Annotated in this window: 19 protein-coding genes; 9 read left to right on the top strand and 10 right to left on the bottom strand. The window is 65.1% G+C overall.

Annotation, left to right across the window (positions count from 1 at the left end; genetic code table 11):
• Nucleotides 1-278 precede the first annotated feature (278 nt).
• Nucleotides 279-1,022, bottom strand: a complete 744-nt coding sequence (locus tag QU603_RS08445; RefSeq protein ID WP_308490952.1) for a sensor histidine kinase — start codon at nucleotides 1,020-1,022, stop codon at nucleotides 279-281.
• Nucleotides 1,019-1,675: a helix-turn-helix domain-containing protein gene (locus QU603_RS08440; RefSeq protein WP_308490951.1), complete on the bottom strand. Its 657-nt coding sequence runs from the start codon at nucleotides 1,673-1,675 to the stop codon at nucleotides 1,019-1,021. Before QU603_RS08440 ends, QU603_RS08445 begins: the two co-directional genes overlap by 4 nt.
• Nucleotides 1,676-1,878: 203 nt before the next feature.
• Here QU603_RS08440 and QU603_RS08435 point away from each other — a divergent pair, with 203 nt between their 5' ends.
• The 3 genes from QU603_RS08435 to QU603_RS08425 all read left to right on the top strand — a co-directional run bounded on the left by QU603_RS08435 (nucleotide 1,879) and on the right by QU603_RS08425 (nucleotide 3,468).
• Entirely contained in the window at nucleotides 1,879-2,409 is a 531-nt protein-coding gene (locus tag QU603_RS08435) for an RNA polymerase sigma factor (protein WP_308490950.1), read from the top strand.
• On the top strand, nucleotides 2,406-3,047 hold the full coding sequence (locus QU603_RS08430; protein WP_308490949.1) for a hypothetical protein: 642 nt from the start codon (nucleotides 2,406-2,408) through the stop codon (nucleotides 3,045-3,047). Before QU603_RS08435 ends, QU603_RS08430 begins: the two co-directional genes overlap by 4 nt.
• Nucleotides 3,048-3,138: 91 nt before the next feature.
• Complete coding sequence (locus QU603_RS08425; protein WP_308490948.1) at nucleotides 3,139-3,468, top strand: hypothetical protein; 330 nt, start codon at nucleotides 3,139-3,141, stop codon at nucleotides 3,466-3,468.
• Nucleotides 3,469-3,521: 53 nt separating this feature from the next.
• On the opposite strand, the gene QU603_RS08420 is transcribed toward QU603_RS08425, so the two are convergent.
• Nucleotides 3,522-4,001 (bottom strand): hypothetical protein, encoded by a 480-nt coding sequence (locus tag QU603_RS08420; protein WP_308490947.1) that lies wholly within the window; start codon nucleotides 3,999-4,001, stop codon nucleotides 3,522-3,524.
• A gap of 526 nt (nucleotides 4,002-4,527) precedes the next feature.
• Between QU603_RS08420 and QU603_RS08415 the strand changes: the two genes are divergently transcribed.
• The 3 genes from QU603_RS08415 to QU603_RS08405 all read left to right on the top strand — a co-directional run bounded on the left by QU603_RS08415 (nucleotide 4,528) and on the right by QU603_RS08405 (nucleotide 7,195).
• On the top strand, nucleotides 4,528-5,205 hold the full coding sequence (locus QU603_RS08415) for a response regulator (RefSeq protein WP_308490946.1): 678 nt from the start codon (nucleotides 4,528-4,530) through the stop codon (nucleotides 5,203-5,205).
• 218 nt (nucleotides 5,206-5,423) lie between these two features.
• Nucleotides 5,424-6,698, top strand: a complete 1,275-nt coding sequence (locus tag QU603_RS08410; RefSeq protein ID WP_308490945.1) for a hypothetical protein — start codon at nucleotides 5,424-5,426, stop codon at nucleotides 6,696-6,698.
• An 11-nt stretch (nucleotides 6,699-6,709) separates the two neighbouring features.
• A complete protein-coding gene (locus QU603_RS08405) occupies nucleotides 6,710-7,195 on the top strand; it encodes a hypothetical protein (protein WP_308490944.1) in 486 nt (161 codons plus the stop codon).
• A gap of 69 nt (nucleotides 7,196-7,264) precedes the next feature.
• Here QU603_RS08405 and QU603_RS08400 read toward each other — a convergent pair whose 3' ends face one another.
• The 5 genes from QU603_RS08400 to QU603_RS08380 form a co-directional block, all read right to left on the bottom strand.
• Complete coding sequence (locus QU603_RS08400) at nucleotides 7,265-7,426, bottom strand: hypothetical protein (protein ID WP_308490943.1); 162 nt, start codon at nucleotides 7,424-7,426, stop codon at nucleotides 7,265-7,267.
• 251 nt (nucleotides 7,427-7,677) lie between these two features.
• A complete protein-coding gene (locus QU603_RS08395; protein WP_308490942.1) occupies nucleotides 7,678-7,923 on the bottom strand; it encodes a helix-turn-helix domain-containing protein in 246 nt (81 codons plus the stop codon).
• Nucleotides 7,924-8,382, bottom strand: a complete 459-nt coding sequence (locus tag QU603_RS08390; RefSeq protein ID WP_308490941.1) for a DUF2975 domain-containing protein — start codon at nucleotides 8,380-8,382, stop codon at nucleotides 7,924-7,926.
• A 768-nt stretch (nucleotides 8,383-9,150) separates the two neighbouring features.
• Nucleotides 9,151-9,510 carry a hypothetical protein gene (locus tag QU603_RS08385; RefSeq protein ID WP_308490940.1) on the bottom strand — a complete coding sequence of 120 codons (360 nt, stop codon included), beginning with the start codon at nucleotides 9,508-9,510 and terminating at the stop codon, nucleotides 9,151-9,153.
• 29 nt (nucleotides 9,511-9,539) lie between these two features.
• Nucleotides 9,540-9,725, bottom strand: a complete 186-nt coding sequence (locus QU603_RS08380; protein ID WP_308490939.1) for a DUF1918 domain-containing protein — start codon at nucleotides 9,723-9,725, stop codon at nucleotides 9,540-9,542.
• Nucleotides 9,726-9,852: 127 nt separating this feature from the next.
• Between QU603_RS08380 and QU603_RS08375 the strand changes: the two genes are divergently transcribed.
• Entirely contained in the window at nucleotides 9,853-10,200 is a 348-nt protein-coding gene (locus QU603_RS08375) for a hypothetical protein (RefSeq protein WP_308490938.1), read from the top strand.
• Between the two features lie 11 nt (nucleotides 10,201-10,211).
• Here the strand turns inward: QU603_RS08375 and QU603_RS08370 are convergent, their stop codons facing one another.
• The gene (locus QU603_RS08370) at nucleotides 10,212-10,790 is read right to left on the bottom strand and encodes a cysteine hydrolase family protein (protein ID WP_308490937.1); all 579 of its coding nucleotides are present in this window, start codon (nucleotides 10,788-10,790) and stop codon (nucleotides 10,212-10,214) included.
• A complete protein-coding gene (locus QU603_RS08365) occupies nucleotides 10,787-12,268 on the bottom strand; it encodes a purine-cytosine permease family protein (protein WP_308490936.1) in 1,482 nt (493 codons plus the stop codon). Before QU603_RS08365 ends, QU603_RS08370 begins: the two co-directional genes overlap by 4 nt.
• A gap of 151 nt (nucleotides 12,269-12,419) precedes the next feature.
• Here QU603_RS08365 and QU603_RS08360 point away from each other — a divergent pair, with 151 nt between their 5' ends.
• Both QU603_RS08360 and QU603_RS08355 read left to right on the top strand, forming a co-directional pair.
• Complete coding sequence (locus tag QU603_RS08360; protein WP_308490935.1) at nucleotides 12,420-13,550, top strand: PQQ-dependent sugar dehydrogenase; 1,131 nt, start codon at nucleotides 12,420-12,422, stop codon at nucleotides 13,548-13,550.
• A gap of 65 nt (nucleotides 13,551-13,615) precedes the next feature.
• Entirely contained in the window at nucleotides 13,616-15,289 is a 1,674-nt protein-coding gene (locus tag QU603_RS08355) for an acyl-CoA dehydrogenase family protein (protein WP_308490934.1), read from the top strand.
• Nucleotides 15,290-15,309 lie beyond the last annotated feature (20 nt).

Raw genomic sequence — 15,309 nt, 5'->3', positions numbered from 1 at the left:
CGGGCGAGCTGCGGGTAACCGATCGAGTCCTTCCGCGTCTGCGAGAGAAGGCGTCCATCGTCGTGCCCGCGTTGAGGACATTGACGCCCAACAGGATGCCGTCGCGGTCGCGGGCTCTCCCCGGCCCCGTCGCGACCCTCTCGTGCCGCTGGGATCTCGCACCGTCTTTCGCATCGCGACCTCCGCGCGTTCCCCCACCCCGCAAGAGATGGGTGCCGAGACCGGATGCAACGCAGATGCTGGCTGGGATCGCAAGACAGCCGTTTCGCACGTGTTCGCTACGCGATCGGAAAGCCCACCTCGACGGTCCACATGCCGTTTCTCGCTCCGGCGTTGAGCTCGCCGCCGAGTTGCTTTGCGCGGGCAGTCATCCGCATGATGCCGTACCCGCCTGACGGAAGATCGTCACGTCGGGCTCGGGCGGCAAGTGGACTGCGAATCGACATCGTGACTGTCCCGGTCGTAACGCGGAGGGTGACTTCGACGGTTCCACGGCCTCCGTGCTTGAGCACGTTGGTCACGGACTCCCGGACGATGCGCGCGAGCGCGCCGTCGAGGAGGCGCGGCACGCGCTCGTCCGCTGGGTCGCCGTCGACGACGAGCTCGTCTCCCACGCCCTTCAGCTCCGCGCGGGCACTGTCGAAGGCATCGGCAAGACCCTCCCGTGGAGCTTCGACGAGCACCTCGGGCCCACGCGCTTGCTCGACCACACGGCGCAGGTCACCGAGCGCCTTGTGCGCCGCATCGCGGATCGTCTGCTGCGACTGTTCGCGGAGCTCCGCGTCGATGGGCTGCTCCAGCACTCGTGAATACATCGCGATCACCGTGAGGTCGTGTGCGATCACCTCATGCAACTCGTCGGCGATGCGCTGCCGCTCGGCGAGTGTCGCCTCCAGCTCCGCCTTCTCCTGCGCCTGCAGCCTCTCCTGGAGTCGCCGCTCCCGCGCGGTCCCCACCGTGAGCAGCAGGCCGACAGCACCGGAGACGGTCGCGACCAGCAGTGCCGCTGCGAAGTTCGTCAACGAGATCCCGGGCACCGCGTAGCGCGCTGCCGCGGCCCCGGAGAGGAGGAAACCGCCGATGAAGATCGTGATGAGCGGTGGCGTCCCCGTTCGTTGTCCCAGATCAGTCGGCGCGGGACCCGCCCGAGTTGCTGGATCAGCTCCCACGAGGCTTGCAACAGATCCTCGGTCGTCCGGGTCGGGATCATCCGACCGAGCATGAACCTCGAGTGCGCGGCGGTGATCACCAGCACCGGCAACAGCTTGGCCGACCCGTCCTCGAGCGGGATCTTCTTCGGCGGGAACCAGAGATCACACTGCGCCGCATCACCCGGACCCCATGTCAACCGATCCGCGGGATCGATCGGCCGGAACTCCGGTCGCAGCCGCTTCACTCCCGCCCGGAACCAGGTGATCGACCCGGTCCAGCCGACCCGCTCAGCGAGCACAGTCGCGGGCATGTCAGGAGTCTCCTCCAACAACGCCCGCACCCGCGGCTCGAACGCGACGAACGAGGAGTCCGTCGGGGTCCGCTCATACTGCGGCGGCGAATCCGATCTGACCGCCTTCAACACCGTCGTCCTCGAGATACCCAACCTCGCCGCGATACGCGCCTTCGGCACACCCTCGGCAGCCAGCCTCCGGATCAACGCCCAGTCCTCCAAAGTGATCACTCTCCAATCGTCGAGTGTTCACTTTTCACCGCCGGAACTGACCAGTTTTCGAGCGCCGCCGACAGCCTGTCTGGCGTCGAATAATCATGGTCCGGGGTAGCGGTGACACCTGACCGGCGTCACGCCATTGCTGCGTCCTGGGCGGCGCGGCCAACGTGCGTGTGCTGCATGAACCTTTTTGGGAATGCCGGACACTACTAGGTATGGACGTTCCTGACGAAGAACTGTGGACGAGGGTCCTCTCAGACGATCCGGGCGCCCTCGCTGAGTTGTTCGATCGCCATCAGTGGCGAGCATTCGACCACGCTCGCCGGCTTCTTGGAGCGCGTGAGGATGCGAAGGACGCTGTCTCAATTGCGTTCTTCGAGCTGTGGCGGAAGCGGGGCAAGGTCCGGTTGGTCGACGGTTCTCCGTTGCCGTGGCTGTTGAACACTGTGGCGTATGCGGCGAGAAATCTTGAACGATCGAGTCGCCGCTACAGGGCGCTCGCCCATCGGGCGCAGCCTCCAAAGCCCGCGCCTGAGGTCGTTGCTGCCGACGAGAGTGGTGTTCTGGCTGCTCTCAAGCAACTACCTGACCGAGAGCAGGGAGTCATCGTCCTGACCGTGCTTGAAGGATACCCGGAACGAGCCGCCGCTCAAGCCCTGGGAATTCCTGTCGGCACGGTGAAGTCGCGTCTCGCCCGCGCCAAGGAACGCCTCCGGGACCAGTTGGAATTGATGGAGGAGTCATGAGCATCAAGGACGACGAGCTGACGTCGCGCGAGCAACTCGAGATGCGTAACGAACTGCTGGCCGCTGTTGGGTCATTCCGGCGCACCTCCGCGAGCCGGACGCAATTCATCGCAGGCGGTGTTGGCTTGATCCTCGTCGGAGCCGTCGTCGGCGGAATTGCGGGCTTCGCACTCAACGGCCGGCCGACGAACGTTGGGCCCGCTGCCACGCGCAATGGCACACCCAGCAGCATCGTTCCCGCACAGTGCACGAAGTACGAAGACGGCATAACCGACAACGCACCTGGTGGCGCCGGGATTGTGGCGGCAGCCGCCTCCGCGAACCTCCCTCCCGGGGTCGTCCTCAGTCCAGGTGTCAGCGTGGTCGCCTCGGCAACGAAACCGGGAGCCCTCGAAGCCACTGTTCGAATCTGCGGTGAGGGTGTCACGCGCGACGATCTCGTGGAGGCAGGCAATGCGATCGCAGCAGCCATCGCCGTCGCTACCCCTTCGTCACTGGCCACCTTGACGGTCGAAGCCTGGGGCCCAATCGACTCCGACGCGATAGCGGCTGACCCCAACACACCGCCCATCCACACCGACTACCAATCGCACGACTGGTCCCACCCGGGGCAATCTCCAGGCGCGTGGTGGCAATGAATCGAATCCGCCAAGCATGGGATGTCCACTGGGCATTGTCCGGGATCGTGATGCACCTGTACACGACGGGCCATCAGCTACAGGAGCCAAGATGCAAAAGCTAGCGTTTCTTTCCCGTTTCCTCGGCTCAAGTATCGGCGTCATCGCTGCGATCTGCATCCTTGCGATGGTCTTCACGACCCTCATCGGACGCGGAGATGTCGCTGGTGTCATCTATCAATGTCTGGTGTGGTCTTTTTGGAGCACAGTGGCCATAGGCTCCGTTCTGAGGGTGGCGACCCGAAGGCGGTGCGTTCGGGGCAAGAGGAACGATCAGATCGCGGAAGAAGTGAATGCGATGCTCGACGGCCGCGTGTTCAATAGCCCGCCAGTGAAGTCAGCGAATGAATATTCGGCGTACCCGTCGGATACGCCACAGTAGCAGATGGCCCTGCTCCGCAACTGGTCTATGGGAGCAGGGCCAGATCGTTTGCCTTACTTGAACATGCCGGCTGAACCTGCGGCTCCGCCCGTTGTCTTCGCATAGAGCTGTTTCACGGCCGCGACATTTCCCCACGGTACGGTCCAGCCGCTGTCACCGCCCGGGTTTATACATCCGGTGCCTGTCCAGAACCCGGTGTACTGGTAGCCGCCCGAGGAGACGGGAGTCAGGTGGTAGCCGTAGACCTGATGGCAGGCGCCACCCAGACTGTTGATATCAACGTCGATGGTATATCCGGCCGTCGCGCTGGCCGTCGTTCCAATCAGTGAACAGCCCCTCGTTAGCCACCATTTGACCGGCCAGGTGAACGGGGCGGTCCAGTTCGTCCAACCGCACGCTGCCAGCGCTGCCTGCGACTGCAACTTGCCTGCAGCTCGGTCCGTTGTGACATGACCGCGTTTTGTGATGACGCCCGTCTCTGCGCGAGTCCCATCTGTGATCACGACATCGCCGCTTGACGGAAAGTCGGACATCACAGCGACACTTAGCTCAGCGCCATCAATCACAAGGTGGTCTGCGATCGGGGTACTGACGGGCTGAGGGACAGCCACGTCGTTAGCTGAGGCGAGGGATGCCGGTAGGACAGCCAACGTGGCGCACACCAAGGCTGTGAACACGATTCGAATACTTTTGCGCATGCTAGTGCTCCTTTCGAGAGCGAACTGAGAATGGTGCTGTTGTATCGTTCGTTCTGCTTCGGACCTATTCGGCACCCCCTTTCGAAATGCTGGATAGTTCTTCGACGCAGTTTTGGGTGAGTAGTCGACCTACTGGTGGCCACCTGCGCCCGCCTGTGGGCTCGATCTCTAGTTGCAGACGCCGAGCGCCTTGCAGATCCAGTCCCAGATTCCGGAGTAGGGCTGGAACATGATCATCGCGCACTTCCTTCGCAGATTGAGCTGGCGTCGTCCCGCCGAGCCGTGTTTCTGCATGGTCGATGCATAGGGGACTTCGCACATTGAACTTTCGACCACTCCTTTTTCGACCTTCGGCCAGCGAGTGCGCGCGTATTCTCGGAGCATGATGTCAACCACTGCCCTGATCGCAGACGACGATCCACTGGTGCGGCGGGCCCTTGTGGTTTTCCTGGGCAGCGCCGGCATCGACGTCGTGGCTGAGGCTCCGGACGGATCGCACGCGATCGCCGCGGCACGGAGGCTGCACCCGGACATCGCACTGGTCGACGTGCAGATGCCTGGCGTCGACGGCGTCGAAGCGACCGCAGGCATCATCCAGCAGTCACCGGGGACGAAGGTCCTCGCGATCACCACATTCGGGACAATCGAATCGATCATGCCGATGCTGCGGGCCGGGGCGTCTGGATACCTACTCAAGGACACCGAGCCCGAGGACATCATCACTGCCGTGCGTGACGTCCTCGCAGGTAGCGCCGTGTTGTCGCCGCGCGTGACCACTAGGCTCATCGCCTCGATCCGCGAGACCGCGCCGCCCGCCGTCGAGCCACTCGCGGAGTTCGAAATGCTGTCTCAACGCGAAGCCGACATCGTCCGGCTACTGGCAGCCGGACTCTCCAATGCCGAGATCGCCGCCGAGATACACGTCTCCGAGGGCACGGTGAAGGCTCATCTGGGGAGCATCATCGCCAAGTGGGGTGTGCGCGACCGCCTGCAGGTCTTGATCCGCGCGGCGCGCTCGGGGTTGGTCACCTTCATCTGATCCCACACGCGTGCAACCTGGCGCCCGGGCCCTAGACCTCTGTCCAGCAACCTCTGCACTTTCGTCTTATCACCGGAACTCGGCCTCTCGGGACCATCAATCCAGGCACGAACACCCGCCGAACCGGAGCAGTGCGAATGCCATGTGATTGCGTACGAGGAGGTACACAGATGAACAGATCACGTTCAGCGACACGCACGACCCTCGCGGTGCTCAGCGTGGCAGCGATGGTGTCACTGGCAATGCCCGCTGCCGCCGGTGCCGCGATGGGGCCGTCGGCGGATGGTCTCTCTCCGGATGCAGCCAAGTCCAGCGGTCTAGTTCCTAACGCTAACGCCGCCCTTCACGGCACGTTCCAGACGGCGACTGGGGAGCATCTCAAGGTCGTATCGGACGACAATGTGGATGGCGAACGAACTGTGGTTGCCAAGTCTGCCGCCGGTGATCTCGTGAGGTACCGGATCCAGTCCACGAGTGTGACAGAGGCCGACCGCGCAGCTATGAGGGCGTCGCTCCTCCAGCCGCTGCCCAAGCCAATGTACTCGGAGACTCGGCCGGAGCCTGAGACGCATCGCGTCACGGCGGCTCCGCTTGCCAAGAACTTGAGATGGACTCCTGTCAGCGTCGTCGCATCGACCGACGACACTGTGTCCATCTCGTGGACAGAGTCGAAGTTCACCGCGAAGCTATCGGATGGGTCCGCTGCGCGAAGCAATAACGGCCAGGTTGTGCTCACCAATCTTAAGCCAAACATGGCCTTCACTGCGGAACTGACCGCCACGTCCGACGAGGGCGACGGCAGCGAGTACCAGCGTGAGCGAATCGTTCAGGGAAGCACTCTCGCGACAGGAACAGTGTCACCCATGACCTACCAGGAGTACACCACGGCGTACGTTCACAAGGCCTTCATCCAGGAGTCGTCAGTTTCTGCGGTCTACTGCGGGTATAACAGCCAATATACGTTCGGTGGAGACGGGCGCGGGTACCATCTCCCGAGTTTCGCCACGCCAACCGACCCACCAAATTATCGCACCATGATGTTCGCGAACGTCAATTGGGACAACACTGCTCCATATGATTTCGTTTGGACGAAAAACGTCGGTGCGTCGAAGCTCTACAAGAATGGAGTCCTCAACAAGACGCTCTATGCCAGCATGAATGACATGCTGGTTCAGTCGGTACAGGTGGGTAGCACGTACGCCAAGGCTTACTTCAACCACACGGCGCGCAACCCGCTTTGCCTATGGCTCGACGCCAGCTACGCTGGCTCCATCCGATATGCGGAGTGGGTCGAGTATTATCGAAGCGGCACTGTTGCGATCGATGGCTATCGTTTCAAGGCGCCGCGGCACGAGATGTATGGCCGTTTCAATACAACCTCAGGAGCAGAGATCTGGAAGACGATCGCTCAGCGTCCGAACGAGGGTTTCCTATGCCTCCTTGGGAATGGCGCATGTGGGATGGACTTCTACCAGAACAGCGCCTCATATTGACTCTCCCAACGATGCACACAAAGTTGTATGCCAGCGCGCTTTCCGCCGCACTGGCATACCACTTTGGTGCCGTCGTCCTCGCCGTGATTGAGCTGCTACGCAATCCACCGAGCGGCCTCCAGCATGCGCTGCACCTTAACCTTCCGATGCAGAATCTCGCAGTGTTCGCTGCGGCATTCCTGTTGCGCGCCTGCGTCGTCCGACTCCGACGAGGTCGACAGGGTATGAAGGAGGCGGTTGTCGGAGACCTCTGCGTCTTCGGACTGATCGTGGTCGTGTTCTGTGTCGTGTCACTGCCCTTTGATACGTCGGGGGCGGCACTGTTCGGGATCATCGTGATGACCATGATTGGCGTGCCTCTGGTGATCGCAACAAGCTTGCTGTCGCAGATAGCAGCTCATCGGCGATGGGTCAGTATCGTGCTCGCGGCGGTAGCCGCTCTGGACGTGCTGGCTCTGATCGTCAGTTCAGGCATGAGCCTTGTCGCCCAGCCCTGATACGCGTGCGGATCGGAATGCAATATCTCGATCCGTAGACGCCTATAGCATCTTCACGAACGTTCGGTGTCAACGTTCGGACCGCTGGCCCTCTTCTTCCCTGTCCTTGCGCAGTTCTTCTCTGTTCTTGCGCAGCGCCGAGAGCACGGCCGAGCGCACCACGAGAAACAGCACGTAGTACCCGACCGCTGACAGAGCTACGGTCAACGCGAGACTGGTAAGCGGATCCATGAGCACATGCTATCGGCACGGAAATGGGTCGAGACGATGTCTGTGATGAAGACCGGTGCGCCCTCGGCAAGGAGATGAAATGCCGAACCCTCGCGAGTCGTACTCCGCAGAAGACGAGGTCGGCGCCGAGCTGGACCACATCTGGCCCGCACCCGGCACAGCGCCCGAGTCTTACGCGTGGTGAATGTTCCGATGATGCGACCGTTGACGGGCGGTGGGTCGTCACCCATCCCACGGACCACGAGGCACTCTCAAGAGACCTCACCGCCTCGTTCTTGAGTCGGAACGGTGTCGTCATCGCCCCAACTCAAGATGTCGCCAGGCTGACATTTGAGAACACGGCACATCGCGTCGAGAGTCGTGAATCTCACCGCGCGCGCTCGACCGTTCTTCAAAACGGCAACGTTTGACGGGGTGATGCCAACGTCGTCTGCGAAGTCACCGACCGCCATGTTGCGCTCGACAAGAAGGCGGTCAATGTGGATATGAATCGCCACTCACACCACCGCATCAAGCTCAACGTGCATAGACGCAGCGCGTCGAAGGAGCGCTCGCATCACCAACAGGACGAGCGTGATCGCGACGCCTGCCGGCACGCCCGCCTCGACGAGCAAGAACAGCTGCGGCGGACCAGGAATGAAGAAGAGAGCGAGGACGTTCAGGGCGGATCCGACTGCCGCTGCGGCTACGAGAACATCGACCCACCGCGAAGCAGAAGACCGGAATATGCGGTCGGCACGAACGTAGCCGACGAGGACACCGGTGGATACGAGCGCGACTGCGACGCAGATCCCGAAGCCCATGCTGACAGCGGTGAGCTGATACTGGGTTGGCGCCAGGACCGGGAGGAATTGCGCAAGCAATTCGACGATTGCGAACGCGCCGATCACCGCCACTGTGACGAGCATCAAGAGTGCGCTGAGCGCCAGCCAGGTAAGCCAAGCAAGGGCGCCCAAGGCCTTAGTCTGCGTACGCCTCTATTGATTATCGATGATTATCTGTCGAAAAACAACCGCACCTGTTCGCCCCCGAGTCAGTGCGGGCGGCTTCCTCTGCTTCCAGATGTGCGAGCCGTGCCGCCTGAGCATGCGCGACCATGGCGGCGAGTCCATCGGACTCCGCCGAGATTCGCTGTGGCCGGTTCTTGCGAGCCGAGCTCGTCGCCCCATGGAGTCACGAGCTGGATACGGTCAGATGCGGTACGTGGGGGCGTTGACCGCAGCCACGCTGATTGTCGACCAGAACAGGTGTTCTAGTTGTGATCATACAGTGTAGAAAGGATGCGCGATTAGCGCCCGCTGTGCCGGATTTTGGGGGCTGCGTGCCAGGCCATGCCGGGCCCTGCCGTGCCAGGGCCTGGCAGGGGTGGCACGCAGAGCGCGTTAATGCGCCGTTTAGCCATGTGATCAGGTGTTTGCATGAAACGATCCGTGCCAGGCATGCCTTGCACTGCCCCATTCACGGTCTCCGGTGTCGTCTGCCGCGGTCGTCGGATGTCGGCGGCAGCGTACATCGATCACACGACCACGATCAGTGCCACTGCCCTCACGCCCACCAAGAATGCGGTAGATCAGACGTGAGAAACATGCCTGATCTGCCTTCTTCTTTCTCAATGGGTACCCGTCCGGCCGGCGCGATCGTCGACGCGGCAGTGGGCATCGTCGACGGCGACGGACGACCCGCTGCCCTTGATCCGCCGATTCGTCGGGGTTTCGGGTGCGCCGTCACCGACCGTCGTCAGACGCACCGCCCGGCAGGCTGTCGCCGGGAAAACTGCGCACCGGATGCAGTTCGTAAGTGAGGATCCCCGCGATGACGGCCGGGTCCTCGCGCATGATCAGGTCTGCTTCGTTGACCGTGGTGTCGAACAGACCGATGCCGGCGTACGGGCCGTCCTCGGCGATCGGGCAGACGATGGGCAGGACGCCGTCGGCCCGCAGCGCGAAGTTGCGTCGGGCATGCTCGCGCACGACGTCGCGCGCGCCCGAAGCCGCCGCGCCCGGGGCGCGATGAAGGATGAGCAGGGTGTAGGTCCTGCTCGCAGCCAGCTCACGGCGCATGTCGTCGTCGCTGATCTCGCCCATGGCCTGCTCCGGAGCGCGAGCGCGCCGGGTCACTGAGCCGGAAGGATCTCGCAGTCTGTGCCGGGGGCGAGCACAGCCTGGTGACCGTCGTCGAAACGGACCACCAGCGTTGTGACCTCGTCGTCCGCGCGGACCTCGAGGATCTCGCCGTCGCGGTCGGCAGCGCCGACGGACGTGCCATGGATGCGGATGCGGTCGCCTGCAGTCGGGTTCATCTCGCTCACCTCGTGAGGCCCAGGATACGCCGGCGCCGGTCCATGGGGTAGGGCGTTGCTTGGTCGTCCCTGCCGTCTGTGACGGGAGGACAATGGAACCGCACAGACGGATGTGGAGGAGAGCATGATGTCGCAGGCAGTCGCATCGACTCAGCAGGCGCAGCGGATGAAGGCGGCCGTGGACGGCGCGGTCGCCCTCGGACCGGGATTCCTGCGCGGAGACGTCAGCGTCGACGTGATGACGCAGGCGATGGTCGCGGCCGTGCAAGGCTACGTCGCAGACGAGCAGACGGATGGGCGCGATGGCGCACCGCTGGGGGAGGAGTCGGCGCAGCTCTTCCCGGTGCTGCGGGAACTGATGGCGTGCGGTGGAGGATTCCGCGCCGGTCGCTGCGACGCCGACTGCGTCGCACGCACCATGACAGAACTCGTCGCCGAGTTCGGCGTCGACGAGCCGACGCACACCGCGGTCTGATCGCGGGCGGCTCAGTTCTGCGAAGCGAGGACTGCGGCGGTGTCGCTGACCGTGATCTGCGGCGGATACAACCCCATCACGTGCAGCGCCGCCGCCTGGTTCTCGGCGGTCGATCCTGCGCACGCGTCGGCGACGACCGTCACGGTCGCTCCGGCGTCGGCCGCGGGGAGAGCTGTGGAGATCACGCAGCAGTCGGTCGAGACACCCGTGAGCACGAGGTGCGGTGCCGGCCCGGTGAGCGCCTGGAGCTCAGGACCCCACTTGCCGAAGGTCGGGCGGTCGATGATCGCCCGCGGCATGAGGGCCGCGGCATCCGGAACCAGGGCGTAGAGCGGGTCGTCGGCCGGCACATCCGCGAACGGCCAGGCGGCGAAGTATGCGCCCCATGACGTGTCTCGATCGGCGGTCGGCAGCCACCGGGTGATGATCACGCGGTCCTCGAACGCGTCGGCGAGACGCCCGATGTTCACCATCGCTTGCGCGAAGTACGGCGAACCCCAAGGGGAATCGGGCGAGGCGAAGATCGCCTGCGGATCGATGACGACCAGCCACGGCGTTTCGACGCCCGGGCCTGCGGCAGGCTCGCTCAACGGGCGGCCTCCGCCTCTTGCGCCCGGATCTTCGCCGCGCGCACGAACCAGGTCACCAGGAACGAGCCCACGAGTGCGAACAGCACGCCGAGGTTCGCGTAACCCCAGTCATCGCGCCAGCCGAACAGGTCGAGGAAGTAGCCCTGCCAGTCGTTCCACGGCGTGTCGGGAATCTGGTTCATGACGAAGCCCCATCCGATGCCGGTCGCCACCAGCATCGTGATGATCGAGGTCCAATCGAAGGCACCGTAGCGGCCGGCCGAATCGAACAGCGCTACGTCGTCGTAGTCCTTCTTGCGGCGCAGGATGTCGGCGATGAGAATGCCCGCCCATGAGGCCATGGGCACCCCGAGCGTGATCAGGAACGACTGGAACGGACCGATGAAGCTCGTCGCGAAGAAGACGACGAGGATCGTGCCGGCCGTGAGGATGATGCCGTCGATACCGGCGGCGGCGGGGCGCGGGATGCGGATGCCCAGGCTCAGCAGCGTCAGACCCGACGAGTAGATGCCCAGCACCGCGCCCGAGATCAGGGTGAGGATCGCGACGATCAGGAACGGGAACAGCGCCCACTGCGGCAGGAGCACCGCCAGGGCGCCGATCGGGTCGTTGCCGACGGCCGCCAGCAGCTTGTCGTTGGAGCCCGCCAGCAGCAGACCGAAGAACACCAGCACGACCGGGGCGACCGATCCGCCGAGCGTGTTCCACCCGATGATCCGACCATCCGACGCCGTGCGCTTCTGGTAGCGCGACCAGTCGGCGGCGATGTTGATCCAGCCCAGGCCGAAGCCGGTCATCACCATCACGAGCGCGCCGATCGTCTGGGCGAGCGTTCCGTTGGGGTGCGAGAACGCGGCGTTCCAGTCGATCGATTGGAACGTGAGGATCAGGAACAGGATCGTCATGCCGCCGGTGAGCCAGGTCAACACCGACTGCAGCTTCATGATCGTGTGATACCCGAGTACCGAGGCGGCCACGATCAGCGCGGCCACCACGATCGTGGCGACGATCTTCACACCGACGTCGCCGTCCTGGCCCACCCAGCCCAGCTCGTGCAGCACGGTGGTGGTGGCCAGCACCGCGGTGATGGCCAGAGACGTCTCCCAGCCGATCGAGGTCAGCCACGACACGATGCCCGGCAGCTTCTGACCCTGCACGCCGAACGCGGACCGCGACAGGATCATGGTCGGCGCCGACCCTCGTTTGCCGGCGATGGCGATCAGACCGCACAAGAAGAACGACACGACGATCCCGATCACCGAGACCACCGTCGCCTGCCACAGCGAGATGCCGAAGCCGAGCACGAACGAGCCGTACGACATGCCGAACACCGACACGTTCGCGGCGAACCACGGCCAGAACAGATCGCGCGGCTTGGCGGTGCGTAGGGATTCGGGGATGATCTCGATGCCGGTGTGCTCGATGAGCGTGGACGCGGAAACCTCGTCCTTGACGGGTGCGGGGCTTGCTGCGGGCATGGAGTCCTCCTGGTGACCGCTTTCGGGTGTGCTCTGGTCGTCACCATCCTGGCATCGACAGGGCAGATGCGGGGTGGTTGTGACCAGGATATTTGTCCGGGGTTGCGCGGCGCGCACGTGCACGTCAGGCTGGGGCCCGAACGGAGCGCGCATGCCGACAGCCATCAGAACCTGCGGCTCCGCGATCGTCGCGGGGCTGATCCTCGTGGTGGCCGCCTGCGCCCCGGACACCCCTGACACGCACCGGAGTGCCCAGCCGACGGCATCCGTCTCCTCGCCCGCGGCGGACGCGCCGGGTGAGACGCTCGCGCAACCCACCGTGTTCGCCACCGGGCTGCGGGCACCCTGGTCGGTCGTGCCGCTCGCCGACGGCGGCGCCCTGGTGTCGCAGCGGGACGATGGAGCGATCCTCGAATTGGATGTGGACGGTCATGCGCGCGTCGTGGGGCGGATCACGGACGTCGTGCACCGCTCCGAGGCCGGACTGAACGGCATCGCCGTGTGGCGTGGGGACGGCAGCACCTGGCTGTACGCCTACTACGCGACCGATTCCGACAACCGCGTCGTGCGGATGCCGCTGCTCGGCGCCGCCGGCTCGCGACGGCTGGGCGCACCCCACGTGGTGATCGACGGCATCAGGGCGGCGGGATTCCACAACGGCGGACGGCTCGCCTTCGGCCCCGACGGGATGCTGTACGTCACGACAGGGGATGCCGGTGACTCCGCCGACGCCCAGGACAGGTCGAGCCTGAACGGCAAGATCCTGCGGGTGACGCCCACCGGAGAGCCCGCGCCGGGCAACCCGATCGACTCTCCCGTGTACAGCTACGGGCATCGCAACGTGCAGGGCATCGCGTGGACGCCGGACGGCACGATGTGGGCCACCGAGTTCGGTCAGAACACCTGGGACGAGTTGAACGTCATCGTGCCCGGCGGCGACTACGGCTGGCCGATCGTGGAGGGACGTGCGGGCGATTCGCGCTTTCGCGACCCGCTCGTGCAGTGGCGCACAGACCAGGCCAGTCCCAGCGGCCTGGCCGCGCACGGCTGGATGCTCTACGCGGCGGCACTGCGCGGCGAACGCCTCTGGCAGGTGCGCACGGCAGGGGCGACCGTGGTGGGCAGCCCGGCGGTCGCGCTGGATGGTCGCGGCCGCCTTCGTGATGTCGTGACCGGCCCGTCCGGTGACCTGTGGGTGCTGACGAACAACACCGACGGACGCGGCACCCCGCGCTCGGGCGACGACCACCTGCTGCGCATCGCGGTGGATCCCCAGGGGTAATCCCACCGGTTTGAGCGCGCCGCACACAGCGGCACAGCAAGGCGGCGGCGCAGTAGCGTGGGGCCATGAGCACCCTGGGTCGCGGCCGGCAGCCGGGCGGCACGCACATCGTCGAGAACCAGCCGGCCTGGCGCGTCGACCTCGACGAGTATGCGCTGAACACGCCGCTGGCCGAGGCGGTGACCGGCTTCGGCGCGGGGTGGGCCCACGCGCGCCTGCACGAGATCGGCGCCCACGTGGGAACGCGGGAGTTCCAGCGTGACGCACAGCTGGCCGACCAGCATCCCCCCGTCGCGCACGTCTTCGACCGCTGGGGCTTCCGGCTCGACGAAGTGGAATACCACGACGCGTACCATCGCGTGATCTCCGCGGCCGTGGCCGCCGGCGCACACACCTCCGCGTGGGCGGAGCCGCGCCCGGGCGCAGCCGTCGCCCGGGCCGCGGCGTTCATGCTCTTCGCCCAGATCGAGCCCGGGCATGCCTGCCCGATCTCGATGACGCACGCGGCCGTGGCTTCTCTGCGCGACTCTCCGTGGATCGCGGACGAGTGGCTGCCGCGACTGTATTCACGGCAGTACGAACGGCGCCTGCTCCCGCCGGAGGACAAGCCTGGTGCCCTTGTCGGCATGGCTATGACCGAGAAGCAGGGCGGCTCGGACGTGCGCGCCAACACCACGAGCGGCGTGCATGTGAGCGGGCACAGCTATCAGCTGACCGGGCACAAATGGTTCTGCTCGGCGCCGATGTCAGACGCGTTCCTGGTGCTCGCGCAGACCCGTCGCGGGGCCAACGACGAAGGGCTGTCGTGCCTGTTCGTGCCCCGCGTTCTCGCGCACGGCGAGCGGAACGTGTTCCGCATCCAGCGACTGAAGGACAAGGTCGGCAACCGCTCGAATGCGTCGGCGGAGATCGAATTCGACGGCACTGTCGGCGTGCTGGTGGGCGAGCCGGGCCGGGGCGTGCGCACGATCATCGAGATGGTGCAGCGCACACGGCTGGACTGCGTGCTGGGCACGGCAGCCGGCATGCGCCAGAGCGTCGCCGAAGCGGTGTGGCACGCCCGCGACCGGCGTGCGTTCGGCGCGCTGCTGGTCGACCAGCCTGCGATGACCTCGGTGCTGGCAGACCTCGCGCTCGAGGCCGAGGCGGCGATGCTGATGGGCATGCGGCTCGCGCAGTCGTTCGAAGCCGACGCCACCGAACAGGACGAGGCCTTCCGGCGCCTGGCCACGCCGGTGTCGAAGTACTGGGTGTGCAAGCGCGGTCCGCAGCACGCCTACGAAGCCATGGAGTGCTTGGGCGGCAACGGCTACATCGAGTCGTTCCCGCTGGGCCGGCGCTTTCGCGAACAGCCGGTGATGGCCATCTGGGAGGGCTCGGGCAACGTCATCGCGTTGGACGTGCTGCGGGCCCTCGCCCGTGATCCTGAGTCGGCCGAGGCGGTGCGCGCCGAGATCGAGAGCGTCGCCGGCGCCCACCCGCTGCTGGATGAGCACAACCGGCGCACGCTGTCACTGCTGCACGCGGTGTCTCGCACCGACCTGGACGTCGCGCAAGGGCAGGCGCGCAGGCTCACCGAGGAACTCGCGCTGTCGCTGCAGTCGAGCGTCATGGTGCGTCATGCGCCGACTGTCGACGCCGAGGCGTTCATCGGTGCACGGCTGGGTGATGACCGCGGCTGGCAGTACGGCGTGCTTCCGCAGGGCACGGATGCCGCAGCCATCGTGGCCCGGCACTGAGGCGCGCGCTCGGCAGGGGC

The sequence above is a fragment of the Microbacterium terrisoli genome, assembly GCF_030866805.1.
Taxonomy (GTDB): domain Bacteria; phylum Actinomycetota; class Actinomycetes; order Actinomycetales; family Microbacteriaceae; genus Microbacterium; species Microbacterium terrisoli.
The sequence above is the reverse complement of the archived record's forward strand: the minus strand, read 5'-3'. Positions and strand labels throughout refer to the sequence as shown.